Raw genomic sequence first — 24346 nt, forward strand, 5'->3', positions numbered from 1 at the left:
GTCAGGCCGGTTCGCCGTCGACCAGCACCCTCAGGTCGTCGTGCATGAAGCTCACCCGGCCGGCGATCCGCAACGACTCCGGCAGCGGCTCCGGGTAGCCCCAGGCGGCGTCGGTGAGCTCGCGGCCGTCCGGCAGCCGCACCGTCCAGTAGCTCGCGTCGCCCTTGTACGGGCAGTACGTGCTGGTGGTGGTGGGATCGAGCGGCACCACCACGTCGTCGGGCGAGAGGTACCAGCGCAGCGGGTACCCGGTCTCGTCGAGCACCAGAGCGGAGCTGGACTCGGCGACCACCGTGTCGCCGGCGAGCACCTGCACGTGGCGGGCCGACCGGCGCACGTCCACCCGGTGGTACGGGTCGGTCAGTGCTCGCGCCGGTTCGTCCTCGTCGAACCAGGCGTCGGCGGCCTCCCAGTACAGGGAGGCGTAGCCGGTCAGCCAGGAGGCAGCGGGCGTCGGGTCCGGGTAGGCCCACAGCGCGTTCTCCACGACGCGGTCTCCCACCCGCAGTGAGCGGTAGGTGGCGTCGCCCTTGAACGGGCAGTGCGTCGTGAGGTCGCTCGGGACGAAAGCCGAGGCGTCGAGGTCGGCCTCGGGCACGTAGAACCGGGCCGGGAGCGCGGTCTCGTGGAGCAGCACGCCGTGGGTGGTGTCGAGCACGGTTCGGCCTGCGAACTCCGCCCGCACCCGGCGTGGGAACGGGTGCATGAGGAGTTTGTGGGCGGGCCCGTCGATGCGGTAGTTGACGGTCTTCGGGGCACCTGCTGACAGCGGCGCGTCGTTACGAGTGAGGCCCATGGGAAGCCCAACGCCGCACCGGGCGCCGGGCTTCCCTGCGGGACCTCGTCTCGGTTCGCCGGCTCAGACGGCGAGACTCACGTGGTAGTCGTTCAGGAAGGCCTCGAGCGTGAGGATCTGTTCGAGGCCCCACCGGTTGCCGAACACTGCGCCGCTGTCGGGTGCGTCCAGCTCTGCGTGGGCCCGGTCGACGTCGAGCAGTGGTGCCACTGCGGAGTCTCGGTTCTTCAGCAGCGCGGTGAAGTCGGTGCGCAGCATCTGGTCGTAGGTCGGGTCCTGGGTGGAGGGGTAGGGGCTCTTGACGCGCTGTACGACCGACTGGGGCAGCACGTCGGCGGCTGCGGCCCGCAGCAGGCTCTTCTCCCGCCCGTCGAAGGTCTTGTGCGCCCACGGTGTGCCGAACACGTACTCGACGAGGCGGTGGTCGCAGAAGGGCACACGCACCTCGAGCCCGACGGCCATGCTCATCCGGTCCTTGCGGTCGAGCAGCATGGGCAGGAACCGGGTGAGGAACAGGTAGGAGATCTCACGCATGCGCCGCTCGTGCGGATCCGCTGCGGCCGGACCGGTCAGCTCGGGCACCTCCGCGAGCGCCCTGCGGTACTGGTCGTCGATGTAGCCGGGGAGGTCGAGCTTCCCGAGCAGCCCGCGGTCGAGGAGCCGCTGTGTGCTCTCCAGGCGCAGCGCGTTGCCGCCCAGCCACGGGAAGGTGTCGGCCTTGACGTAGATGGGGTCGTGGAACATCTGGTAGCCGCCGAAGACCTCGTCGGCCGACTCCCCGGACAGCGCCACCGTCGAGCGCTGGCGGATCGCCCGGAACAGCAGGTAGAGCGAGCTGTCGATGTCGCCCATGGTGATCGGAAGGTCGCGGGCGTGGCGGGCGGCGGCCCGCACGTCCGGGTCCATGAGCTCGTTGGAGGACAGGGTGATGTCGGTGTGGTCGGTGCCGACGAACTCCGCGACCTCGTGCACGTAGGGGCCGTCGGGTGTGGCGCGCATCGCGTCGGGCTTGAAGTTGTCGGTGTAGCCGACGAAGTCGACGGCGAAGGACCGGATCCGCTCCGGGCTGAAGCGTGCGGCCAGCGCGGTCATCGCCGAGGAGTCGAGCCCGCCCGACAGCAGCGTGCACAGCGGCACGTCGGAGATGAGCTGCCGCTGGATCGTGTCGTCGAGCAGTTCGCGGACGTGCCGGACGGTGGTTGGCACGTCGGCGGTGTGCGCGGTGTCGGTGAGCTGCCAGTAGCGCAGCTCCTGGATCCCGTCGCGGGTCACCCGGATGATGTAGCCGGGCGGCACCTCGCGCATGCCGCGGAACACGGCGTTGTTCGGGTCGGCGACGAATCCGAGTGCGCGGCGCAGGCCGTCGGCGTCGACAGCGCGCTCGGCGAGGCTGTTGGCGAGGATCGCCTTGGGCTCGGAGCCGAACAGCACTCCCTGCTCGGTGGGGTAGTAGTAGAGCGGCTTGATGCCGAGCCGGTCGCGCACGAGCAGCAGTTCGTGGTTCGCGGAGTCCCAGAGCGCGTAGGCGAACATCCCGTTGAGCTCACGCACGGCGTCGCGCGGGTCGCGCCGGCCCCACTGACGGTGGGCCTGCAGCACCACCTCGGTGTCGCTGCTCGTCTGGAACCGGCAGCCTGCCCCGGCGAGCCGCTCGCGCAGTTCCCGGAAGTTGTAGGTCTCGCCGCTGTAGACGAGCGCCAGGCTGGTGCGGCCCTCCTCCTCGAGCGTCATCGGCTGGCGGCCGCCCTGGATGTCGATGATCGCGAGTCTGCGGTGTCCGAGCGCCACCGGGCCCTCGACCCAGGTGCCCTCGTCATCGGGCCCGCGGCAGGCCATCGTCGCCGTCATGGCGGCGAGCTCCCGCTGGGCGTCGGGGGTCGTCAAGTCTCGTTCGAAATCCACCCATCCGCAGATGCCGCACATGTGGGCTCCCTGAGTTTGCGTAACTATCGTGTAACACCATTGCACCTCGCAACGTTGCTCGCCGCAACGACGTACGCTCACTTCGTGCCCGATCGACCCTTTCCCGGAGCAGTGGTGTCCGTCACCGACTCCATCTCCCAAGTCGAACGAGAGATCACCGTGCTGCTCCGTAGGACGTTGGAGCACTTGTGGGCCCGTGGGTACGGCGAGGGCCCTGTTGATCGCTACACGTATCCGGTGCTGGTCTTGCTCGACTCCCACGGACCGATGTTGCTCACCGAGCTGACGGCGCGGATCGGGCTCAGCAAGCCCACCGTGAGCAGGCAAGTCTCCCGTCTCGGGTTCGCCTCGCTCGTGGAGACATGGCCGGCGCCGCACGACCCCCGTGCCGTCGTCGTCCGCCTCACTCCAGAAGGTGCCCGTCAGGCGCAGCGGGTGGGCGAGGCGCGGCGCGAGAGCCTGCGTGCGGTGCTCGTCGGCTGGTCGGACACGGACAGTAAGACTCTTGCGACGCTCCTGGCGCGCCTCAACACCGATCTCGCCGGCCATCACGGCGGTGACGAGTAGTCAGAAACGGCCCATCCAACCCTTGGGCCGGACACGGCACGAAACGCCCGTCCGCGCGCTCACCTGACAGCCGTGATGCCATAGTTGCAGAGGAGGGTTCTGCTGGGCCGGCGGAGGGGGAGCATGTCGTGGACGGCCTGACCGCCCTGGTGGCCCAGCTCATCGCGGGCCTTCGGGGATACGTGCCGCCCGACGTCTGCCCTGGTGGGTGGCCATGGGCGGTATCAGGGCTGGGGGTGGCAGTCGGGCTGCTGCCGTCCATCGGGATCGTCGTGGTGGCCGCGCTGCGTAAGCGCATCGGGTCGCGGTACGGGGTCGGCGAGTCCACAGTGCTGGTCGGTGCCGGGCTGCTCACCGCGGGGGTGCTGCCCCTGCTTGCCTTCATCGCGACCGGCCAGGTGTTCCGGCTCGCGGAGGCCGGATCGGACGTTCCCGGCCTGACCAGCAGGCAGCTGGACGACCTCGGAAGCGCAGTGTGCATCGCGGGGTCGCAGTCGAGCTACCTCGGCGGGTACAGCGTCGCCGAGGCGTTCGACGTGTCCAAGCCGGTCGAGTTCGGGCTCGCCGTGGTGCTGCTGGTCGGGTTCCCGCTGGTCGCCAGCATGTTCGTGGCCGTGCAGGCCAGGCTGGCGCTGCGCCGCGGGCCGGCCTGGCCTGCCAAGTTCTTCTGGCTGCCGATCCTGCTGCTCGTCGTGTTCACCGCAGAGACCCCGGCCGGCAGCTCGGGTCACCTGTGGCTCGGCGTCACCGCGGGGAGCTTCCTCGGGATCTTCGTGGCGCTGACCGCGGGCGTGCCGTCGCGCGAGACCGTGCGCCGCTCGCTCGCGCCGCCCGACCCGCGGCCGGTCCCCGCCGCGGCGCGCCCGGGTGTCATCCGGACGCCGCCGGTGCAGACCGGGGCCCGCGCGGCGGTCGCCGAGTCCGCGCGAACCCGGCCCCCGCTCGCCGAGCGCCTCGCCGAACGTTTCGCCGCGCGCGAGGCCGAACCACCGGTCGTACCGATCCCGCGGGCCGCTCCGCTGGCGCCTGGTCCGCAGACGCCCGTGGGGCCCCGCCTGGGGCGGGGCGGTGGCGCTCCACCTCCCACCCTGGTCGCGGGGGCGCCGCCCTACCCGACGGCGCCGCCGCTCGCGGGCGCCGTCGGCCGCAACGGCGCGGCGCGCTTCCGGCTGATCAGCAGGCTCGGTTCCGGCGGTTTCGGGCGGGTCTGGCTCGCCGAGGACGCCCGGCTCGGGCATCCCGTCGCGCTCAAGGCGGCCCACGCCCCGGACGCGGAGACCGAGCAGCGCATCCAGCGGGAGGCCCGGGCACTGGCCGCGGTGCGGCACCCGAACTGCGTGCAGATCCACGACCTGGTGCCGGCCGCGAGCGATCCCGGGCTCAGTGAACTCGACGGCATGGTCATCGTGATGGAGTACGTCGAGGGGTCCTCGCTCGGCGAGCTGGTGCGCTCGCGGGGCCTCCTTGACGACATGGCCGCCGCGCGAGTCTGGGCGAGCGTGGCCGGGGCCCTCGATGCGGCCCACACGCGCGGGGTGATGCACCGTGACGTGAAGCCGGGCAACATCGTCGTGGACCGGGTCGGGCAGGCGCACCTGATCGACTTCGGGATCGCCCGGCGGACCGGCGACGCGACGATGACCCTTGCGGGCTTCGTGCTCGGCACACCCGACTTCCTCGCGCCCGAGGTGGCCTGCGGGGAGCGCGCCACACCGGCGTCGGACTCGTGGCAGCTCGCCGCCACCATCTCCTACGCCCTCACGGGCCACCCGCCGCGCGGTGGGCATCCCGACGCCGTCTCCGGGCTGCGGGCCGCGGCCTCGGGCGCCCCGCTCTCGCATCTGCCGAAGCGGTCGGCGCACCTCGCGCTCCTGCACGCCGGAATGGACAACGACCCCACCCGGCGCCCGCCGCTACAGGTCGTACAGCGGGCGCTGGAGGACTGGCTGCGGCGCAGCGGCGCCCACCCGGACGGCCCGATGACGGCGGGCACGCGGGGCCGTTGAGGGCCGACCAGCCCGCTTCCGGCACCGGTCGGATCGTCGGCGTCGACGCCGCCCGCGCCGTGGCGCTGGTGGGCATGTTCGCCACCCACATCCTTCCGCTGCGTGCCGGTGGCGCTCCAACGCCGGTCGGGCTCGTTGCCGACGGCCGGTCGTCGGCGCTGTTCGCCGTGCTGGCCGGGGTGGGAGTGGCGCTGTCCACGGGCGGGCCGCGGCGGCCCGCTGATGCCCGGGCACATCGCGCCGCCGCGGCAGCGCTGGCCGTGCGCGGGCTGCTGGTGGGGCTGCTGGGGTTGTGGCTGGTGGAGTTCGACCCGCCGGTCGCGGTGATCCTCGCCTACTACGGGCTCCTGTTCGTGGTGGCGACGCCCCTGCTGCGGCTGCCGGCGACGGTGCTCGCGGTGGGTGCGGTCGTGGCCTGCGTCCTGGGACCGGCGATGAGCCTGCTGTTGCGGTCTGACCTGCCGGCCGGGCCCGGTGGCCAGCCGGGCCTCGCCGCGGTGGCCGCGCCCGGCGCCCTGCTGGAGACGCTGGCTCTCACCGGGATCTACCCGGTGTTGCCGTGGATCACCTATCTGCTGGCCGGGATGGCTGTCGGCCGCATGGACCTGCGCAGCGCACGGGTGGCGGCGGGCCTGCTGGCCGGCGGCACGGTGCTCGCACTGCTGGCCACCGGGGCCTCGGCGCTGCTTCTGGGGCCCGGAGGCGGCGCGGCGGCGCTCGGCCCGACGGCGCTGGCGCAGCGCCGCTACGGGACCACGCCCACCGGCAGTTGGTGGTGGCTGGCGGTCGACACCCCGCACTCGGGCGCGCCGCTCGACCTCGCCCACACCACGGGCACGGCGCTCGCGGTGCTGGGCGCGATGCTGCTCCTGGCCCGATGGGCCCGACCGGCGGTGCTGGTGCCGGCTGCGCTCGGGGCGGTGCCGCTCACGCTCTACACGCTGCACGTCATCGCGCTGGCCGCGTACCCGGGCACAGTGCCCGACGGAAGTCCGGACGAGGGCGCGCTCCTGGTCGGGCACGTCCTGGCTGCCACCGCGATCGCGACGGCGCTGTGGCTGGCCGGACGGCGGGGACCTCTCGAGTCCGTGGTCTCGGGTGCTGCCCGGCGGGTCCGGGTCGCGCTCAACCCCGCTCCTCCCGCCCCTGCGCCCGGGCGCTGAGATCCCCGCAGAGCTCAGAACGCCTGCAGGCCCAGCCGCACGGCCAGCACCATCCCGGCGACGGCGATCGCGATGCGCAGCACGGAACCGGGGAGCCGGCGTGCCAGCAGGGGGCCCGTCCAGCCGCCCACCAGCAGGCCGGCGGCCAGTGGAAGGACGGCCCACCACTCCACGGGCCCGAACACCGCGAACCCGACGGCGGCGATGCCGTTCGCGAGTCCCAGCAGGACGTTCTTGAGCGCGTTGCCCTGCAGCAACGACACCGGAAGGGCCACCAGCAGCAGCGCCAGCATCAACACGCCTGCCGCGGCGCCGAAGTACCCGCCGTACACCGAGACGGCGACGATCCCGGTGATCACGCCGGGGCTCGTCCGGTGCGAGGAGGCGGTCATCATCGCGGACTTGACCAAGGGCTGCAGGAGCAGCGCGAGCGACGCCGCGGCGACGAGGAACGGGACGATCCGCACGAACAGCCCGTCCGGGGTGACCAGGAGCAGCCCGGCGCCGGTCGCGCCGCCGAGCACGGCGAGCAACGCGAAGCGCCGGACGGCCGGCCCTTGACCGGTGAGCTCCGGACGGGAGCCTGCGGTGGAACCGAGCGTGCTGAACGTCATCGCGACCGTGTTGGTGACGTTCGCCGCGGTGGCGGGAATGCCGGCGGCCAGCAGCGCGGGGTAGGAGAAGAGCGACGCCAGCCCGGCCATCGATCCGGCCAGCCCGGCAGCGACACCGGCGCCGACCAGGAGAAGGAAGGTGCCGATGACCACGTCAAAGAACTTTAACGAGGCATCGGTTGCGAATCCTGCGGATGCGACCTCACCCACAGCGCGGACTCGGCGCCGGCGTCGCCCGCCCGAACCCGGCCCGACATGACGTCGGACACTCTGTCCGACGCAGAGTAGCGTCGTCCGCGGACGGGCGCGGGTAGGGATCAAGCCGGGGCGGCTCGCTCCCATGTCCCGACCGCTCGACGGAGATCGGGCCTCACGTCGGTGGCCCACGTTCCCGCGGCCCACCGACTGGATTCCGGCAACGGCAGAGGATGGACGACGGTGATTCACGGCAGGTCCTGGCAGGCTCATTCCTTCGGCGAGCCGAAGGACGTGCTGCGTGTGGAGGAGATCGAGTGGGCCGCCCCGACGCAGGGGCGTGTGCTGGTGAAGGTCCGCGCGTGCGGAGTCGGCCTGCCCGACCTGCTCATGACCACGGGCGCCTACCCTCCGCTGCCGCGGCCGCCCGTCGTCCCCGGTCAGGAGGTGGCCGGTGAGGTCGTCGCCGTCCCCGCAGGGTCGGCGTTCGCGGTCGGGGACCGGGTCATGGGTTCCACGGCGTTCGTCGAGGGCTGGGGCGGCTACTCGGACTACGCGTACGTACGCGAGCCGAAGACGGTTCGCATTCCGGCGACGATGACCGACGAGGAGGCCGCCGGTTTCGTGATCGGCTTCCGCACCGCCTACGCCGGTCTGTGCGACCGGGTCCGCGTCGCGTCCGGGGAGGTGCTCCTGGTCCTCGGCGCGGCGGGCAACACCGGCGCAGCGGCCGTCCAGCTGGGGAAGGCGATCGGGGCCACGGTCATCGCGACCGCGGGCACCGAGGAGAAGCTCGAGTTCTGCACGCGGATCGGAGCCGACAACGTCGTCGATCACCGGACAGAGGACGTCGCGGAGGCGGTCCTCGCGATCACCGGTGGCCACGGCGCCGACGTCGTCTTCGACCCGGTCGGTGGTGAACTCGGCACCCGGGCCACCGCCGCCGTCGCACGCCTCGGCCGCATCGCCGTGATCGGCTACGCGAGCGGTTCCTGGCTCACCCTCGATCCGCTCGACATGGTGCTGCGCAACTACACGGCCGCCGGTGTCTTCGCCGGTGGCACCGCCGAGGAGGACCGGGCCGCGTACGGGCAACTCGTCGAGATCGCCGAACGCGGAGCCATCAGGACACCGGTGACCACCGTCGTGACGTTCGACGACGTTCCCGACGTGATCAGCGCGGTCCCGACCGCGCCTCCGGGGAAGGCCGTCGTCCGCATCTCCTGAGGACGATCCTGAGTCACAAAGCCGCAGCCGGATCCTGATCCGGCGGCCCGGCGGGCCACCAGCGACCGTCGACCCAGTGGAACGGGTACCAGCGCCCGTCCACACCTCGGCGGATCCTGATCTCGGACTCGGCGCCCGCCGCGAGCAGCTCGGCCTCGGCTGCTGCCTCCTCGGGCGCCGGGTCGTTTCCGGCCCTCTCGAGAGCATCCTGGCCCGCAGCTCCGCCCAGCTCCCACGCCCGGACGGCGACGGCGATGTCCGGTCCGGCCGACGCCGCCACCCGCTGGGCCGTGCCGGGGTGGAGGGCGGCCCAGCGTGCGGCGTCGGCCCGCTCGGTCAGTGGGACGGCGGGCGCGGTGAGCAGTTCGCGTGCCCGCACCGCCGCGTCGGCGGCGAGCAGCGCGAGGGCGTCGGGCGGAAGACCCGGCGCCTCGGGAACGACCAGCGCCTGCGTCCGCGGCGGGTCGGGCGGTGCCGGCGGGAGCGGAGCAGGCACCGCCGCATATGCCTCGGTCGCCGGGACGCCCCGCTCCACCGTGCTGCCGGCGGGCTCAGCTGTCCGCGTACGGCGCGTCCCGAGTGCCTCCAGCAGCTCGTCGGTGGCGCGGCCCCGCAGCAGCAGGAGGACGAACGGGTCGTCGTCGAGCAGCCACGCCGTCTGGTAGCAGAGGGCTGCGGCGTGCTGGCAGGGGTCGCCGATGTCGGGGCAGTCGCAGTCGGACTCGAGGTCGCCGATCGTGGGCAGCAAGGGCACGCCCACGGCGTCCGCCGAGTGCACGAGCGCTCGGGGCACCTCGCCGTCGAGCAGCGCCGCGAGGTGGCCCGCCTCCGCGCCCACCTGGTCGAGCAGGCGGTCCCAGTCGGCGTCGGTCAGCTGCGTGAGATGGACCGTCACCTCGACGATCCCGTCCGGGTCCTCGACCACCGCGCTGATCCGGCCCGGCGAGATCGTGATCGGCCCGACCCTGCCGCTGCCCGCGAACCGTCTGCCCCGGCGCAGCAGCACGGCGTCGAGTGCGGTGTCCTCCATCGCCGCGACGAACGCCCGCGCCCACCAGGACCGTCCGCGCCTGCCTGGCCTGGGCGGAAACGCCGCAAAGCCCCGTGCCGTGTTCATCGTTCGCCTCCGCGGAGTTCGACGAGGTCGGCCAGTTCGGCGTCGGTGAGTTCGGTGAGCGCCGACTCGCCACCGGCGAGCACGGCGTCGGCCAACGCGCGCTTGGACGCGAGCAGACCGGCGATGCGGTCCTCCACGGTGCCCTCGCTGATCAGCCGGTGCACCTGGACCGGGCGTGTCTGCCCGATCCTGTACGCGCGGTCGGTGGCCTGGTCCTCGACGGCGGGGTTCCACCACCGGTCGTAGTGCACGACGTGATCGGCGCGAGTGAGGTTGAGTCCGGTGCCCGCCGCCCGCAGCGAGAGCAGGAACACCGGTACCTCGCCCTGCTGGAAACGATCGACCATGGCCTCGCGTTCGGGGATCGTGGTGCCGCCGTGGAGGAACTGGACTCCCACGCCACGCCCGCGAAGGTGCCGCTCCAGCAGCCTGCCCATCGCGACGTACTGCGTGAACACGAGGGCCGCGCCATCGCCCGCGACGATCGTGGTGAGCAGCTCGTCGAGCAGTTCCAGCTTCCCGGAGCGACCGGCGAGCACCGGCTCGGCCTCGCGGACGTAGAGGGCCGGGTGGTCGCAGATCTGCTTGAGCGCGGTGAGCAGCGCGAGCACGAGCCCGCGCCGCGCCATCCCGTCGGCGTCGGCGATGCGCGCCATCGTCTCGGCGACGACCGCCTCGTACAGCCCGGCCTGCTCGCGGGTGAGGCTGACCGGCCGGTCCGTCTCGGTCTTGCGGGGCAGTTCGGGCGCGATCCCGGGGTCGGACTTGCGGCGGCGCAGCAGGAACGGCCCGACCAGCCGCGCGAAGCGCTCGGCGAGCCCGGGGTGGTCACCGGCGGCGATCGGCTCGGCCCACCGGGCACGGAACTCCGCCTGTCCGCCGAGCAGCCCCGGCGTGGTCCAGTCCAGGATCGACCACAGCTCCAGCAGGTTGTTCTCCACGGGCGTGCCGGTGAGCGCCACACGGGCAGCGGCCGGGATGGAGCGCAGGGCCTGCGCGGTACCCGACGCCGTGTTCTTCACGTGCTGCGCCTCATCGGCGACCACGAGGCCCCAGCGGTGCGCGCCGAGCACGGCGGCGTCGCGACGCATGGTGGCGTAGGTGGTGAGGACGAACCCGGCGCCGGCGGGGAGCGAGCGGCCCGCACCGTGGAAACGGTGCACGGTGACGCCAGGTGCGAACCGGGTGATCTCACGTTCCCAGTTCCCCATCAGTGACGCCGGGCAGACGACGAGCGTGGGGCCGGCGTCGAGGGCCTGCCGTCGCAGGTGCAGGGCGACGAGCGTGATCGTCTTGCCCAGGCCCATGTCGTCGGCGAGGCAGGCGCCCAGGCCGAGCGAGGTCATCCGGTCGAGCCACCCCAGTCCGCGCAGCTGGTAGTCACGCAGCGTGGCCGCGAGCCCGTCGGGCGGGGCGGCCGGCTCGGGTGGCGAGGCGATCCGCTCCCGCAGCTCCTGCAGCCAGCCCGTCGCCCGCACCGCGACGGTGCCGCAGGCGGCCTCGACCTCACCGGTGAGTGCCGCGCCGAGCGCCGCCACCGCTGTGACCGGGCCGAGGGTGCGTTCCCGCGCCCGTTGCCGGGTGGCGGGGTCGACGAGCACCCACTCGTCGCGCAGCCGGACGACGGGCCGGTGGCTGTGAGCGAGCTCGTCGCGCTCCTCGGGGGTGAGGGGGTCGCCGCGCAGGGCGAGCTCCCAGTCCAGCATCAGCGGCTCTGCCTCGGCCCCGAACGTCGCCGGCCCGGTGCCGTGACCAGCGACCGCACGCGTCGAGAGCGCGGGGCGTAGGTCACGCGGCCAGTGCACGGCGATCCCGCCGGCGGTGAGCCGGGTCGCGGCGTCGCCGAGAAGGTCGGAGACGTCCCCGTCGTCCAGCTCCAGCTCGTCGGGTACGGCTCGGCTGAGCAGCTGCTGGAGCGGCTCCCAGAACCGTGCCGCGCGCCGCACGGCCAGCAGCGCGTCGATCCGCGCCCGGGGGCCGAACCCGACCGCCGCCCCGGTCCAGACATCGGCGAGGTCGGCCACGCGGGTGGGGTCGGCGAGCGCGTGGAGCTGGACGACGGCCCGGAACCGGGAGGTGTCGGCGTCGGTCTCCACGCGCAACGAGACACGCACGCCGGCGTCGACACCGGCGGCGACCTCGTCGGCCCAGTCCCGCAGCTCCGGCACGGCCTGCGGGTCGGGTGCCGCGAACAGCGGGGTGCCGACGGCCGTGGTGGCGGCGGGGGAGCGCGGCAGGGTGTCGGCGACCGCGTCGAGGAACGCGCGCAGCAGCGGTGCGGCCGCGGGCAGCTCCGAGGGTCCGGCCCCGGGTGCCGTGCCGGAATCCACGACGGCGCGTGCGGTCGGCGGCATCGCCGCGGCGAGATCGCGCAGCCGGGCAGCGTCGTCCGCGTCCAGCGGGCCGACCCGCCAGGCGTCGAACCCGGCCGGTGACACTCCCGGCAGCAGCCGGCCGCGCGCCACGAGGTGCAGTGCCAGCCGCGCTGCCACGGCCCAGAACCGCAACGCCGGGTCGTCACCGCCGACGAGCAGCAGCGGAAGGGCCTCGGCGAACGGCAGGCAGCGTGCCGGCAGCTCGTGCGCGGTGTCTCCGGGCGGGGGGACGATCACGGCGCTCCCGGGCGCGCCGACGTCCTGCATCGCGGAGCCCCAGAGCAGCACCTGACCCACTCGCGGCGGGTCGGCCGGCGCGAAGCACACCCCTCCCGACTCGAGGAGAGGAAGCCGGGATTCGGTCCGAAGGGTCGGGCTCGACGTCACAGATCTCCTGCCATGGCGCCGACGTAGCGGGCGAGGTGCTCACCGGTGAACGAGGCGGGCGACTCCACCAGCTTGGCGGGCGGCCCCTCGAACACCACGTCGCCGCCGTCGTCACCGCCGTCCGGTCCGAGGTCGATCACCCAGTCGGCGTGCGCGACGACGTCGAGGTTGTGCTCCACGACGATCACCGAGCTGCCGCCCTCGACGAGTCGGTCGAGAAGCCCGAGCAGGTGCCCGCAGTCGGACATGTGCAACCCCGTGGTCGGCTCGTCGAGCACGTAGATGTTGCTCTTCTCGTGCAGCCGCCCGGCGAGCTTGAGCCGCTGGCACTCACCGCCCGAGAGCGTGGAGAGCGGCTGACCGAGCGTGAGGTAGCCCAGGCCGACGTCCACGACGGCCTGTAGCCGCTTGCGGATGTCGCGGGCGGTGAAGAACTCCAGTGCCTGCTCGGCCGTCATGTCGAGGGCATCGGAGATCGACTTCCCGTTGACGGTGAGGGCCAGCACCTCGTCCGTGTAGCGCCTGCCCCCGCAGTCGGTACACGTCGAGCGCACGCCGTCGAGGAACGCGAGGTCGGTGTAGACCACGCCGAGACCGTTGCAGCCGGGGCAGGCGCCCTCGGAGTTGAAGCTGAACAACGCGGGCTTGACGCCGGTCTCCTTGGCGTAGAGCTTGCGGATCGGGTCCATCACGCCGGTCCAGGTGGCAGGCGTGGAGCGGATGGACGTGGACACCGCGGTCTGGTCGACGACGATCGCCTCCGGGTGCTGCGGCACGAGCACCTCACGGACGAGTGTGCTCTTGCCCGACCCGGCCACCCCCGTGAGCGCCACGAGCACACCGAGCGGGATGTCGACGTCGAACCCGCGCAGGTTGTTGGCCGAGGCGTTCTCCAGGCGCAGGTGCCCCGTGGGGATGCGCGGGTTCTCCCGCAGCGTGACCTTTCGGTGCAGGAACTCGCCCGTCAGCGTGCCCGACGACGCCAGGCCGGCGACCTCGCCCTCGTAGACGATCCGGCCGCCCTGGGTTCCGGCACGCGGACCGAGCTCGACGACGTGGTCGGCCGCGGTGATGACGTCCGTGTCGTGCTCGACGACCAGCACCGTGTTGCCCTTGTCGCGCAGCCGGTGCAGCAGCGCGTTCATCCTCCCGACGTCGCGGGGGTGCAGCCCGATCGTCGGCTCGTCGAACACGTACATGACATCCACCAGCGACGATCCGAGGTGGCGCACCATCTTGATGCGCTGCGACTCCCCGCCCGAGAGTGTGGAGGTCTCCCGGTCGAGGGTGAGGTAGCCCAGCCCCATGTCGATCAGCGCCCCCACGCGGGTGAGGGCCTCGTCCACGAGCGGCGCGACCTCGGGCGTGCGGAGCGTGGCGAGCACGGTGCGCAGCGAGCCCAGGTCGAGCGCGGTGAGCGAGGGCAACGTGTGCCCGTCCATGGTGGCGGTGCGGGGCGCCTCGGCGAGTCTCGTGCCGGCGCAGGCCGGGCAGCGCACCGAGGTGGTGTAGGTGGCGACGGCCTCCCGCTTGCCCTCCGACGCCTCCTCGACCTCGACGAAGAGCCGGTTGAACTTCGTCTCGACTCCCTCGAAGTCGACCTTCATCGACTTGCGGCCGACGAACTGCAGCGTCACCTTCTCGTCGGCCCCGTAGAGCAGGAGCTTCCACTCCGCGTCGGTGTAGTCGCGCAGCGGCTTGTCGAGGTCGAACCGCCCCGAGCCGGCATAGGTGTGCCAGTACCAGCTGTCGACCGCCCAGTTGCGGTGCAGGATCGCGCCCTCGTTCAGCGACTTGGACCGGTCGAACATCTTGTCGTGGTCGAGCTGGATCTTGCGGCCGATGCCCTTGCACTCCGGGCACATGCCCTGCGGGTCGTTGAAGCCGAACACGTTGCTGTAGCCGAGGTGCGGAGTGGAGCGGCGGGAGAACAGCAGCCGCAGGAACGAGTTGATGTCGGTGACGGTGCCCAGCGTGGAGCGGCTCCCGCCGCCCAGCCGTTTCTGGTCGACGACGATCGCCGTGGAGAGATTCTCGATCAGGTCGGCGTCGGGCTGGCCCAGCTTCGGCAGGAAACCCCGCACGAACGCGGAGAACGTCTCGTTGAGCTGGCGCTGTGCCTCCGCGGCGATCGTGTCGAAGACCAGCGACGACTTGCCCGACCCGGACACCCCGACGAACGCGGTGATCTGCCGCTTCGGGATCCGTACGGACACGTTGCGAAGGTTGTTCTCCCGCGCGCCGGTGACGATGATGAATTCCTGCTGCATCGGGCTCCCTCGGGGTGGGGTCGGCGGTGCTCGTGCGGGGCGTCACGGGACAGGACTCGCCCGGGAAGCGAATGTCATCGGCAGTGCCGTCGAGGATGTCACCCGGCCACATCGTCCGGATCGTCCAGGCGGAACACCGCGCATCGCCCGGCGAGGCCTTCGAACGCCTCCGGCGTGAGCTCGTCGACCACACCGGCGTCGCGCATGATCTTCGCTCCGTCCTGCATGCGGACCGGCCACGCACGCAGGACCGGCACGGCATCCTGCGGGTCGACCTCGACGAGTCGCACGCGCTCCTGGGTCTTCCCCACGCTGAGCGTGCCGGTGCCGGCCGCGCGCGCGTTGCGGGCCCAGTCGGCGCCGGGGAAGCCTTCGAGCAGGTAGCGCTTCCCGTCCAGGTCGAGCACCGACAACGGAGTGCGGCGCGGCTCTCCGCTCTTGCGGCCCGGCACGGTGAGCACCGGCAGGTCCTTCATCCCGAGCCCGAGACGCTGCACCGTCAACAGCACCCGGTTCATCGGCTTCAGCCACCGCGGCGGCGTGGCGGTCTTCTTGGCACTCATCGGCTCATCTCCCGGTAGCGATACACGGACAGCGGCGCGAACACCGCGACGATCAGCAACGGCCACACCACGGCCATCAGCACCGGGTGCTGGGCGACCCAGGAGTCACCACCCCAACCGGGATTGCCGAAGAGCACGCGAGTGGCTGCCGCCGTGGACGAGAGCGGGTTCCACTCCGCGATCGTCGAGACGACGGCGGGCATCGTGGCCGGGGCGACGAACAGCCCGGAGAGGAACCCGACCGGGAACTCGAGGGTCTGCACGGCGGTGACGGCTCCGGCGCTGCGCACGAGCAGGCCCAGGTAGATGCCCACCCAGAGCAGCGCGAACCGCAGCAGGAGAAGGAGCCCGACGGCGAGCACGATCGCACCGGGGCTCCCGGACGACCGCCAGCCGACCGCGAGCCCCACCAGGAGCAGCACCCCGAGCGCGATCGCCGAGGTCACCATGTCGGCCGCGGCGCGCCCGACCAGCACCGCCGAGGGGGCCATGGGCATCGAGCGGAACCGATCGGTGATACCCCGCTGTGCGTCGGTGACGACGGCGATCATGGTGGCCGAGAGCCCGAAGAGCATCGTCATCGTGAACAGCCCGGGCAGGAGAGCCTGGCGGTAGTCACCCCCACCGGGCACGGCCATCATGCCGCCGAGCAGGAACGCGAACATCAACACGAGCAGGATCGGGAATCCGACGGCACCGGCCAGCTCGGCGGGCTGGTGACGCAGGTGGGCGAGGTACCGGCGGGTGAGGACGGCGGCATCGACCACCGCCCACCGCAACCGGGAGCCGTGGTGGGTCAGCACCGTCACGCGGCCACCTCCGTGGCCGCGGACGAGCCGGTGAGCTGCAGGAACACCTCGTCCAGGGTCGGACGGCGGACGGTGAGGTCCTCGGCGTCGATCCCCTCGGCCCGCAGCCCGTGCACCGTGGCCGCGAGCGCTTCCATCCGGTCGGCGACGGGCGCCGCGACCCGTCGGGTGGCCGGGTCGACCTCGGCCTCGGCGCCCGCCACGCGTTCCACGAGCGCCGCGGCGCGCGCGAGGTCGCCGGCGTGCCGCACGACCAGGTCCACCCGGTCTCCACCGATCCGCGCGCGCAGCTCGTCCGGTGTGCCCTCGGCGATCACCCGCCCACCGCCACCGCGGGGGGCCGCCAGCACGGAGATCCGGTCCGCGAGCTGGTCGGCCTCGTCGAGGTACTGGGTGGTCAGGAGCACGGTGGTGCCGCCGGCGACGAGAGCACGCACGGCGCCCCATACCTCTGCCCGGCTGCGCGGGTCGAGCCCGGTGGTCGGTTCGTCGAGGAACAGCACGGCCGGGGCGAGGATCATGCTGACCGCCAGGTCCAACCGGCGGCGCATCCCGCCCGAGTAGCGCCCGACCGCCCGACGTCCGGCGTCGACCAGGTCGAACCGCTCCAGCAGCTCGTCGGCCCGGCGCCGGGCATCGGACGCGGAGAGGTGGAACAGCCGGCCGAACATCACGAGGTTCGTATGCCCGTCGAGGATCTCGTCGACGGCGGGGTACTGGCCCACGAGCCCGATCCGTCTCCTGACATCGGTGGCGTGGGTCGCGATGTCGAGCCCGGCGATCGTTGCGCGCCCGCTGTCGGCGCGCACCAAGGTGGTGAGGATGCGGACGGCGGTGGTCTTGCCCGCACCGTTCGGCCCCAGGAGACCGTGGACGGTGCCGGACGGCACAGCGAGGTCGAAACCGTCGAGTGCCTGCTCGTCGGAACCGGGGTAGCGCTTGCGGATCGCCTCGGCCGTGACCGCGGCGGCAGCGGGAACCATGACCCTCCCGATACTCAAACTTGAATCAGGCCGCCGAGTGTGCACAACAACCGCCGGGTGTGCAAATTTGAATCGCCCGAAACCGGACGATCGTTACGGCTCCGGGTGCTCGGTCGAGCTCTGCAGCTGCGGCCAGCTGCCGGGCTTCCCCGGGGAGCCCGGCTCGCCCGCCATCAGGTACGCCCCCGCCTCCAGGCGCTCGATCACACCGCGCGTCCACTCGGCGCCACCCGCGGCCGTCTGCTCCCAGAGGCCGAACAGCTCCCGGACGTGCGGAGGCTCCGCCCACGCGTCCACCTGCGCCTGAGCCTTGTCGCGGGTCTCCTCGAGGGTGGCCAGCCGCTCGCGCAGCAGCGTGATCGCCTCCGCGCGGGGGAGTGAGGGCAGCATGGCGAGGGCGGCCCCCAGGAAGTCCGGCCGTGGCTGGGGGCGCCGCACCGCGTCACGCAGGAGCCGCACGAACTCGGCCTCGCCACGCTCGGTGAGCTCGTAGTCGGTGCGACCGGGGATGTCGTTGTGGTCGAGCAGGTAACCGGCCTGGGTGAGTGCCTTCAGCGCGTGGTAGATCGATCCCCACTTGACGTTCGCCCACTCGTCCGCGCCCCATGAGAGCAGGTCGTTGCCCACGCGATAGCCATGTGCCCGGCCGTACCCCCGCACGATCCCGAGCACCAGCAGTCGCGTTGCCGACATCCATCACCTCTCGTCACAGGGTGGCGCCAGGGTAGGACAACCTGGCGCGGTCGCCGGATCGGACGATTCCCGGAGCACCCCGAGAGGCGCCAACGCGGTGGGCGCAGTATGAGCCGACGGACGACGCACGGGGGGACCACGGTGACGACACGACGGATGGGCCGGATCGCGGCGGCGGGAGCGCTCGCGGGAGCCCTCCTCCTACTGGCGGGCTGCTCCGGGGGCGCCGGGACCACACCGGCACCCGCACCCGAGCAGGTGCCGCCGGTGACCGGCACACCGACAACCCAGAGCGCCACCTCGGACCAACCGGGCGCCGCGCAGCCGACCCGCGCGCAGGTCCCGAGCGATGACGGCGCGGCCGCGGGGCCGCAGCGGTGCACGACGGGCGAGCTGTCGGCGTCCCTCGGGCAAGGCGACGCGGGAGCGGGCTCGGCGTTCTTCCCGCTGATCTTCACCAACACCGGCTCGCGCACGTGCGAGCTCCGCGGCTTCCCCGGCGTCTCCTACGTCGCGGGCGACGACGGCCACCAGGTGGGGCAGGCCGCCGCGATGTCGGGCGAGCGTGGAGCGCAGGTCCCGATCGCACCGGAAGCCACCGCCGTGGCCCAACTCCGGTTGGCGAACGCCCTGAACTTCGACGAGGCGACCTGCGTTCCCACACCGGTGCGGGGGCTGCGGGTCTACCCCCCGGGCGACACCGCCTCGCTCTTCGTCCCGATGGACGGCACCGGCTGCGCGGGACCGCTCACCGAATCACTACTGACGGTGCAGACGATCACGGCCCCCTGATCGGCGCCGCGAGCGGCTGCGGGCTCAGCGGCGCAGGGCGGTCTCCTGCTCCATGTACGACAGCTTCTCGGGATTGCGCACGGCGTAGAGACCGGTGATGAGGCCGTCGTCGATGCGCAGCGTCACGACGGTGTCGATCTCGCCGCCGAGCCGGAGAATCAGCGCCGGGTAACCATTGACCTGTGCCGGCTGCAGAGACATGACGGCAGCGACCTTGCCGATCCCGGCGGCCAGCACGCGAGCCACCCTGTCGGCCCCCACAACGGGCTTGAGCACGGCCTGCACGACTCCGCCGCCGTCACCCAGGAGGACGACATCCGGCGCAAGAATGTCGAGCAGGTGTTGCAGATCACCCGTTTCGACCGCCTGCTGGAACGCCGCGAGCGCGTCTCGGGTCTCGGCCGCCGAAACCTCTCCGCGCGGCCGGCGCGCGGCGACATGTGACCGTGCCCGGTGCGCGATCTGGCGGACCGCGGCCGCACTCTTGTCGACGGCGTCCGCGATCTCGTCGTAGGTCAGATCGAACACCTCACGCAGCACGAACACGGCCCGCTCGGTCGGCGTGAGCGTCTCCAGGACCAGCAGCATCGCGATCGAGACGCTGTCGGCCAACTCGACGTCCTCGGCCACGTCGGGTGCGGTCAGCAACGGCTCGGGAAGCCAGGGACCGACGTAGGACTCCTTGCGACGGCCGAGGGTACGCAGCCGGGTCAACGCCTGGCGAGTGGTGATTCGCACCAGGTACGCACGCTGGTTCTGCACCTCGGCGAGGTCGACACCCGCCCACCGCATCCAGGTCTCCTGGAGGACGTCCTCAGCGTCGGCAGCCGATCCGAGCATCTCGTAGGCGACGGTGAACAGCAGGTTGCGGTGGGCGAGGAACGCCTCGGTGGCGGGGTCCGGGCGCTCGTCCCGGCTCATGCCTCCGTCGCGATCGTCGGGCGCTGTCCGCGACGTGCCGACCATGGGCGTGGCTCCTGTTCGTCCTCGACTGTGTCACCACCAGACACCAGGCCCGGCCGTTTTGTGACACCGAGACCGTTGTGGCGCCTGTCACGCCATCGGTGCTGTCACACGGAGCGGGACGCCGGCATCTCGTGTTCGTCCACCGCAGCACGCACCACCCACGAGTGAGGACGACATCATGGACGCCCGATTCAACCTGTTCGACAACGAGATCGCCGTCAAGTTCGCCAAGCGGTTCGCCAACAGCGCCATGGTGATCCACCAGTCACCGCTGCCGAAGTCCACCCAGGAACTGGTGTCGCTGCGCGCCAGCCAGATCAACGGCTGCGGCTGGTGCATCGACATGCACACCAAGGAAGCCGCGGCGGCCGGCGAAACCCCGGTCCGGCTCAACCTGGTCGCCGCCTGGCGCGAGTCGACCGTGTTCACCGAGGCCGAGCAGGCCGCGCTGGCCCTCGCCGAAGAGGGCACCCGGCTCGCCGACGCCCACCAGGGCGTGTCCGACGAGACGTGGGCCCAGGTACGCAAGCACTACGACGACGACCAGATCGCCGCGCTGGTCGCCCTGGTCGCCCTGATCAACGCGGCCAACCGGCTCGCCGTGATCGTGCACCAGAAGGGAGGTTCCTACGAGCCCGGCATGTTCGCCGCCGCGACCAGCTGATCGCATCCCCGGCCAGGCCCGGGATCATCCCCGGGCCCGGCCGCGAACCTCCCTCACGGATGCATGGTGGCGCCGCGCAACACCTTGTCCACGGCGTTACGCGGGCCGTGCACGGCCAGCCCCACCAGCTTGAGATCGTCGCGCGCGACAGCCCGTACCGCCGCACGGTTCGCCTCATCGTGCCCGGTCCCGAACAGCTCCTCGGTGAACACCGCCGCCGGGATGCCCCGCCGAACCGCGCGCTCGTGCGCAGCGGCGAGCACGTCCGCGTCGCCGGTGAGCACGAGCACCGGCTGGCGGAACATCGGCAGGTACGGGGTGTCGTCCGCATCGGCGTAGGGCTCGCCGAGCAGTTCAGGGTTGGCCGCGATCCCGCTGGCCAGAAAAGCGGTGACGTTCAGCCGTTGCCACATCTGCAGGTCATCACGCAGCAGTACAGCGATCTTGGTCTCGAAGCGCACGGTAGGAGAGTGCCGGGGTGGGGCCGTCGCGTTCTTGTACGTTGTGAGCATGCCTGCGGTACGGGCGTGGGCGCCGTCGGTGCCCGGGATCGTCGAGGTCTTCCACGCACGGTTCACCGATCACGCGTATCCCGAGCATGCCCACGACACCTGGACGCTGCTCGTCGTCGACGAAGGCGCCATCCGCTACGACCTGGACCACCACGAACACGGAGCGCTGCGACCTGCGGTCACACTGCTCCCACCCCACGTGTCCCACACCGGGCGGTCGGCCACCGAACACGGCTTCCGCAAGCGGGTGCTCTACATCGACACGGAAGTGCTCGACGAGTCGCTGGTCGGCGCCTCCGTCGACGCCCCGACCTTCGACGACGCGCTGCTTCGCACCCGCGTCGACCAACTGCACCGGGCCCTCGAGATCGGCGGGACCGCCCTGGAAGCCGAGAGCAGGCTCGCCCTGATCGGCGACCGGATCCGCCGGCACCTGCGCGCACCTGCCGCCGAGCCCGCACCCGACCGGCTCGCCGCGGACCTGCGAGACCTGCTCGACGCCCACACCGTGGCGGGCCTCGCCCTGCGCGACGCAGCCGCCCTGCTGCACGCGCACCCGTCCCACCTGGTCCGCTGCTTCACCCGCGCCTACGGGCTCCCGCCGCACCGCTACCTCACCGGCCGCCGGATCGAAGCCGCCCGTCGTCGCCTGCTCGACGGTGAGCCGCCCGCCGACGTCGCCATCGCCGTCGGCTTCCACGACCAGGCACACCTGCATCGGCATTTCGCCCGCCTGGTCGGCACCACACCGGGCCGCTACGCCCGCAGCTCCCTGCGCGCGAGCTCGCCGAAGAACGCCACCGTGCGGGCCCGTTCGGCGGGTGGCCCCACCGGGCACAGCTGGATCTCCGTGGCACCGGCGTCGGCGAAGCGCCGCACCACCTTCTCGAGCTCGGCCTCGTCACCGGCGACGACGGTGTCCGCAGGGCCGGAGAAGCCCTCCCGGTCCAGCGACCGGCGGTAGCTCGGCAGCTCGCCTGCCACGCCGAAGGCCTCGGCCACGTACTCGCGCGCAGCGTCCGGGTCGTGGGTGAGGCTGGCGACCACCCCGACCATGATCTGCGGGGCGGGTCTCCCTGCTGCTGCAGCGCTGACCTGCGGAACGACGTACTCCGCAAGCCCACGCGGGCTCGACCAGACGGTGATCACCCCGTCGGCCCTCTCGCCTGCCAGGCGCAGCATCCGCGGGCCGTGCGCGGCGAGCAGGAGCGGCGGCCGGGGCATGTCCGGCACCTCCACCCGGCCCGCAGCCGCCACGGTCGCGGTCCGGACGTCGACGGCCTCACCCCGCAACGCCGGCGCGAGCACCGCCAGGTGGTCCTCGACGTGCTGCCCCGGGCGTGTCCACCGGTAGCCGTAGCGGCTCTCGACGATGAACTGGTGGCTCGGGCCGACACCGAGCGTGAGCCGGCCGCCCACCGCCGCCTGCGTGGTGAGGGCCTGCGCGGCGAGGGCCAGCGGGTGGAGCGGCCACGTGAGCGCGACCGCTGTGCCCAGCCCGATCCGCGGCGCCCTGGCGCCCACCGCGGTGATCAAGGTGAGCGGATCCCACCCGTTCCGCTGCCCGAACCAGGCTCGCGCGAACCCGAGCCGTTCCGCGTTCTCGACGTCCGCGACCACCGCGCTGAGCGGCCGGTCGTCGTCGATCCACATCCCGATCTGCATGTCCCCAGCCCAGCGCGTGGTGCGCAGTCGATCAACGAGCAGATAGCCTGCACAGCAATAACAGATCGTGATCGATCACGGGTGGATGAGGTACCGGTGGAGGTCCGTCAGCTTCGCTACTTCGTCGCCGTGGCCGAAGAGCTGCACTTCGGACGAGCGGCGGAGCGACTCGCCGTTGCCCAGCCGGCGGTGAGCCAGCAGGTCGGGCGGCTGGAGCGTGAGCTGGGCGTGCGGCTGCTCGAGCGCACCTCCCGCCGCGTCGCGCTCACCGGCGACGGTGAGCGGCTGCTCGTCGAGGCGCGATCGGCGCTCGCCGCGGTCGACCGCGTGCGTGCGGTCGCCGACGAGCTGGCGGCGGGTCATGCCGGCACGCTGCGTCTGGGTACCAGCCCGGGCCTGGGCGAGCGCGTACGTCGTGGCGTGGCCCGGATGCGTGCCCACACCCCCGAGCTCTCCCTGGTCCTCACCGACGGCTCCGTGCAGGATCACTGCAGCGCCCTCCGGGCGGGTGCGCTCGACGTCGCCCTGGTGCGGGGCCCGATCCGCGTCCGCGGGCTGCACGCCGTCGAGCTCTGGCGCGACCGGCTTCACGTCGTGCTGCCGGCCGACCACCCCGACGCGGACCAGGACGTGGTACCGATCAGCGCGTTGGACGATCTGGCGCTTCGGCTGCCAGAGCGCTCGACCGACCCCGCGTTGCACGACGCGGTGCTCGTCGCATGCCGGGCCGCAGGCTTCGTGCCCCGCCTCGGACGGCCCGTGCGCTCCATCGAGGACGCGCTGGTGGAGATCGGCCTGGGGGAACGGACCGCAACGGTCGTCCTCGGGTGCGCAGGGAGCGCCGCCGGCGTGGTCGCCCGGCCGCTCGACCCACCGGTCGAGGTGCCCGGCCACCTGCTCCTGGCCCGCGCCGGGGGACCGGAATGCCTCCAGGCCCTGGTCACGGCCTTCGGTGACTGAGCGGTGCCCGGCGCCGGCGGGGATGATCGCGTCGGGCGACGAGCGGCGGGGCAGGATGATGCCGTGACCTACCTCGCCGCGCCCGACCGTTACGAGTCCACCTTCCGCCGCTGCGGACGCAGCGGTCTGGACCTTCCCGCGATCTCCCTCGGGCTCTGGCACAACTTCGGCGACGACAAACCGCTCGAGACGCAGCGAGCCATCCTGCGGCGCGCGTTCGACCGGGGGATCACGCACTTCGACCTCGCCAACAACTACGGGCCGCCCTACGGCAGCGCCGAGCGCAACTTCGGCACGATCTTCGCCCAGGACTTCCGCCCGTACCGCGACGAGCTGATCCTCTCCACGAAGGCCGGCTACGACATGTGGCCCGGGCCCTACGGCCAGGGCGGGGGATCCCGGAAGTACCTGCTGGCGAGCCTCGACCAGTCGCTCGCACGGATGGGCGTGGACTACGTCGACATCTTCTACAGCCACCGCTTCGACCCCACCACTCCGCTCGAGGAGACGATGGGGGCGCTCGACACCGCCGTGCGTTCCGGGAAGGCCCTCTACGCCGGCATCTCCTCCTACAACGGGGAACGCACCCGGGAAGCGGCCGCGATCCTGCGCGAGCTCGGCACCCCCCTGCTGATCCACCAGCCGTCGTACTCGATGCTCAACCGCTGGATCGAGGAGGACCTGCTCGACGTGCTCGGGGAGACGGGCGTCGGGTGCATCGCGTTCTCACCGCTCGCGCAGGGAATGCTCACCAGCAAGTACCTCAACGGGGTGCCAGGCAACTCGCGCGCGGCGCAAGGCAAGTCGCTCTCACCCGACCTGCTCACCGAGAAGACCATCGCCCACGTGCGCGCCCTCGACGAGATGGCGGCGACGCGCGGCCAGTCGCTCGCGCAGATGGCGCTGGCCTGGGCCCTGCGCGACCCGCGGATGACGTCGCTGGTGATCGGGGCCAGCAGCGTCGACCAGCTCGACGACAGCCTCGGTGCGCTCGCGAACCTCGACTTCACCAGCGACGAACTGGACCGCATCGACCAGCACGCCGTGGAAGCCGGGATCAACCTCTGGGCCCGCTCCTCGCAGAACTGAGCGACGCGGC

At 72.1% G+C, this 24346-nt stretch carries 21 protein-coding genes and 1 pseudogene; 9 read left to right on the forward strand and 13 right to left on the reverse strand.

The window, feature by feature from the left end; all coding sequences use genetic code 11:
* Nucleotide 1: 1 nt before the first annotated feature.
* Nucleotides 2-796: a DUF427 domain-containing protein gene (locus tag MMF94_RS08070; protein ID WP_241035666.1), complete on the reverse strand. Its 795-nt coding sequence runs from the start codon at nucleotides 794-796 to the stop codon at nucleotides 2-4.
* 63 nt (nucleotides 797-859) lie between these two features.
* Complete coding sequence (asnB, locus tag MMF94_RS08075) at nucleotides 860-2719, reverse strand: asparagine synthase (glutamine-hydrolyzing) (protein WP_241035667.1); 1860 nt, start codon at nucleotides 2717-2719, stop codon at nucleotides 860-862.
* 84 nt (nucleotides 2720-2803) lie between these two features.
* Between asnB and MMF94_RS08080 the strand changes: the two genes are divergently transcribed.
* The 3 genes from MMF94_RS08080 to MMF94_RS08095 all read left to right on the forward strand — a co-directional run bounded on the left by MMF94_RS08080 (nucleotide 2804) and on the right by MMF94_RS08095 (nucleotide 6455).
* On the forward strand, nucleotides 2804-3286 hold the full coding sequence (locus MMF94_RS08080) for a MarR family winged helix-turn-helix transcriptional regulator (protein WP_241035668.1): 483 nt from the start codon (nucleotides 2804-2806) through the stop codon (nucleotides 3284-3286).
* Nucleotides 3287-3414: 128 nt separating this feature from the next.
* Nucleotides 3415-5292 (forward strand): serine/threonine-protein kinase, encoded by a 1878-nt coding sequence (locus tag MMF94_RS43280; RefSeq protein ID WP_277398673.1) that lies wholly within the window; start codon nucleotides 3415-3417, stop codon nucleotides 5290-5292.
* Nucleotides 5289-6455 (forward strand): heparan-alpha-glucosaminide N-acetyltransferase domain-containing protein, encoded by a 1167-nt coding sequence (locus MMF94_RS08095; protein WP_241035669.1) that lies wholly within the window; start codon nucleotides 5289-5291, stop codon nucleotides 6453-6455. Before MMF94_RS43280 ends, MMF94_RS08095 begins: the two co-directional genes overlap by 4 nt.
* A 14-nt stretch (nucleotides 6456-6469) precedes the next feature.
* Here the strand turns inward: MMF94_RS08095 and MMF94_RS08100 are convergent, their stop codons facing one another.
* Entirely contained in the window at nucleotides 6470-7222 is a 753-nt protein-coding gene (locus MMF94_RS08100) for a sulfite exporter TauE/SafE family protein (RefSeq protein ID WP_241035670.1), read from the reverse strand.
* Between the two features lie 285 nt (nucleotides 7223-7507).
* On the opposite strand from MMF94_RS08100, the gene MMF94_RS08105 reads away from it, so the two are divergent.
* The gene (locus tag MMF94_RS08105) at nucleotides 7508-8491 is read left to right on the forward strand and encodes a zinc-binding dehydrogenase (RefSeq protein ID WP_241035671.1); all 984 of its coding nucleotides are present in this window, start codon (nucleotides 7508-7510) and stop codon (nucleotides 8489-8491) included.
* Nucleotides 8492-8504: 13 nt separating this feature from the next.
* Here MMF94_RS08105 and MMF94_RS08110 read toward each other — a convergent pair whose 3' ends face one another.
* The 7 genes from MMF94_RS08110 to MMF94_RS08140 form a co-directional block, all read right to left on the reverse strand.
* Complete coding sequence (locus MMF94_RS08110; protein WP_241035672.1) at nucleotides 8505-9608, reverse strand: SWIM zinc finger family protein; 1104 nt, start codon at nucleotides 9606-9608, stop codon at nucleotides 8505-8507.
* Nucleotides 9605-12250, reverse strand: a complete 2646-nt coding sequence (locus MMF94_RS08115) for a DEAD/DEAH box helicase (protein ID WP_241035747.1) — start codon at nucleotides 12248-12250, stop codon at nucleotides 9605-9607. Before MMF94_RS08115 ends, MMF94_RS08110 begins: the two co-directional genes overlap by 4 nt.
* Before the next feature lie 116 nt (nucleotides 12251-12366).
* Entirely contained in the window at nucleotides 12367-14640 is a 2274-nt protein-coding gene (locus MMF94_RS08120; protein WP_241035673.1) for an ATP-binding cassette domain-containing protein, read from the reverse strand.
* A gap of 98 nt (nucleotides 14641-14738) precedes the next feature.
* Nucleotides 14739-15203, reverse strand: a complete 465-nt coding sequence (locus tag MMF94_RS08125; RefSeq protein WP_241035674.1) for a nitroreductase/quinone reductase family protein — start codon at nucleotides 15201-15203, stop codon at nucleotides 14739-14741.
* Entirely contained in the window at nucleotides 15200-16012 is an 813-nt protein-coding gene (locus MMF94_RS08130) for an ABC transporter permease (RefSeq protein ID WP_338104175.1), read from the reverse strand. Before MMF94_RS08130 ends, MMF94_RS08125 begins: the two co-directional genes overlap by 4 nt.
* Complete coding sequence (locus MMF94_RS08135) at nucleotides 16009-16995, reverse strand: ATP-binding cassette domain-containing protein (RefSeq protein ID WP_241035675.1); 987 nt, start codon at nucleotides 16993-16995, stop codon at nucleotides 16009-16011. Before MMF94_RS08135 ends, MMF94_RS08130 begins: the two co-directional genes overlap by 4 nt.
* A 93-nt stretch (nucleotides 16996-17088) precedes the next feature.
* Nucleotides 17089-17688: a PadR family transcriptional regulator gene (locus MMF94_RS08140; protein ID WP_241035676.1), complete on the reverse strand. Its 600-nt coding sequence runs from the start codon at nucleotides 17686-17688 to the stop codon at nucleotides 17089-17091.
* A gap of 141 nt (nucleotides 17689-17829) precedes the next feature.
* Here MMF94_RS08140 and MMF94_RS08145 point away from each other — a divergent pair, with 141 nt between their 5' ends.
* Complete coding sequence (locus tag MMF94_RS08145) at nucleotides 17830-18480, forward strand: DUF4232 domain-containing protein (RefSeq protein WP_241035677.1); 651 nt, start codon at nucleotides 17830-17832, stop codon at nucleotides 18478-18480.
* A gap of 24 nt (nucleotides 18481-18504) precedes the next feature.
* On the opposite strand, the gene MMF94_RS08150 is transcribed toward MMF94_RS08145, so the two are convergent.
* Nucleotides 18505-19446, reverse strand: a complete 942-nt coding sequence (locus MMF94_RS08150; RefSeq protein WP_241035678.1) for an RNA polymerase sigma-70 factor — start codon at nucleotides 19444-19446, stop codon at nucleotides 18505-18507.
* Between the two features lie 178 nt (nucleotides 19447-19624).
* Here MMF94_RS08150 and MMF94_RS08155 point away from each other — a divergent pair, with 178 nt between their 5' ends.
* Nucleotides 19625-20110 carry a carboxymuconolactone decarboxylase family protein gene (locus tag MMF94_RS08155; protein ID WP_241035679.1) on the forward strand — a complete coding sequence of 162 codons (486 nt, stop codon included), beginning with the start codon at nucleotides 19625-19627 and terminating at the stop codon, nucleotides 20108-20110.
* A 53-nt stretch (nucleotides 20111-20163) separates the two neighbouring features.
* On the opposite strand, the gene MMF94_RS08160 is transcribed toward MMF94_RS08155, so the two are convergent.
* On the reverse strand, nucleotides 20164-20622 hold the full coding sequence (locus tag MMF94_RS08160; RefSeq protein ID WP_277398674.1) for a DUF2000 domain-containing protein: 459 nt from the start codon (nucleotides 20620-20622) through the stop codon (nucleotides 20164-20166).
* On the opposite strand from MMF94_RS08160, the pseudogene MMF94_RS08165 reads away from it, so the two are divergent.
* Nucleotides 20621-21391 (forward strand): annotated as a pseudogene (locus MMF94_RS08165) (AraC family transcriptional regulator); the annotation flags it as partial. The gene MMF94_RS08160 and the pseudogene MMF94_RS08165 sit on opposite strands and share 2 nt — an antisense overlap.
* Here the strand turns inward: MMF94_RS08165 and MMF94_RS08170 are convergent.
* The gene (locus MMF94_RS08170; RefSeq protein WP_338104176.1) at nucleotides 21379-22287 is read right to left on the reverse strand and encodes a TIGR03564 family F420-dependent LLM class oxidoreductase; all 909 of its coding nucleotides are present in this window, start codon (nucleotides 22285-22287) and stop codon (nucleotides 21379-21381) included. The pseudogene MMF94_RS08165 and the gene MMF94_RS08170 overlap by 13 nt on opposite strands.
* An 81-nt stretch (nucleotides 22288-22368) precedes the next feature.
* Between MMF94_RS08170 and MMF94_RS08175 the strand changes: the two genes are divergently transcribed.
* Nucleotides 22369-23247: a LysR family transcriptional regulator gene (locus tag MMF94_RS08175; protein ID WP_241035680.1), complete on the forward strand. Its 879-nt coding sequence runs from the start codon at nucleotides 22369-22371 to the stop codon at nucleotides 23245-23247.
* Between the two features lie 63 nt (nucleotides 23248-23310).
* Complete coding sequence (gene mgrA / locus MMF94_RS08180; RefSeq protein WP_241035681.1) at nucleotides 23311-24336, forward strand: L-glyceraldehyde 3-phosphate reductase; 1026 nt, start codon at nucleotides 23311-23313, stop codon at nucleotides 24334-24336.
* Nucleotides 24337-24346: the final 10 nt, after the last annotated feature.

The sequence above is a fragment of the Pseudonocardia alaniniphila genome (genome assembly GCF_022524485.1).
GTDB lineage: Bacteria > Actinomycetota > Actinomycetes > Mycobacteriales > Pseudonocardiaceae > Pseudonocardia > Pseudonocardia alaniniphila.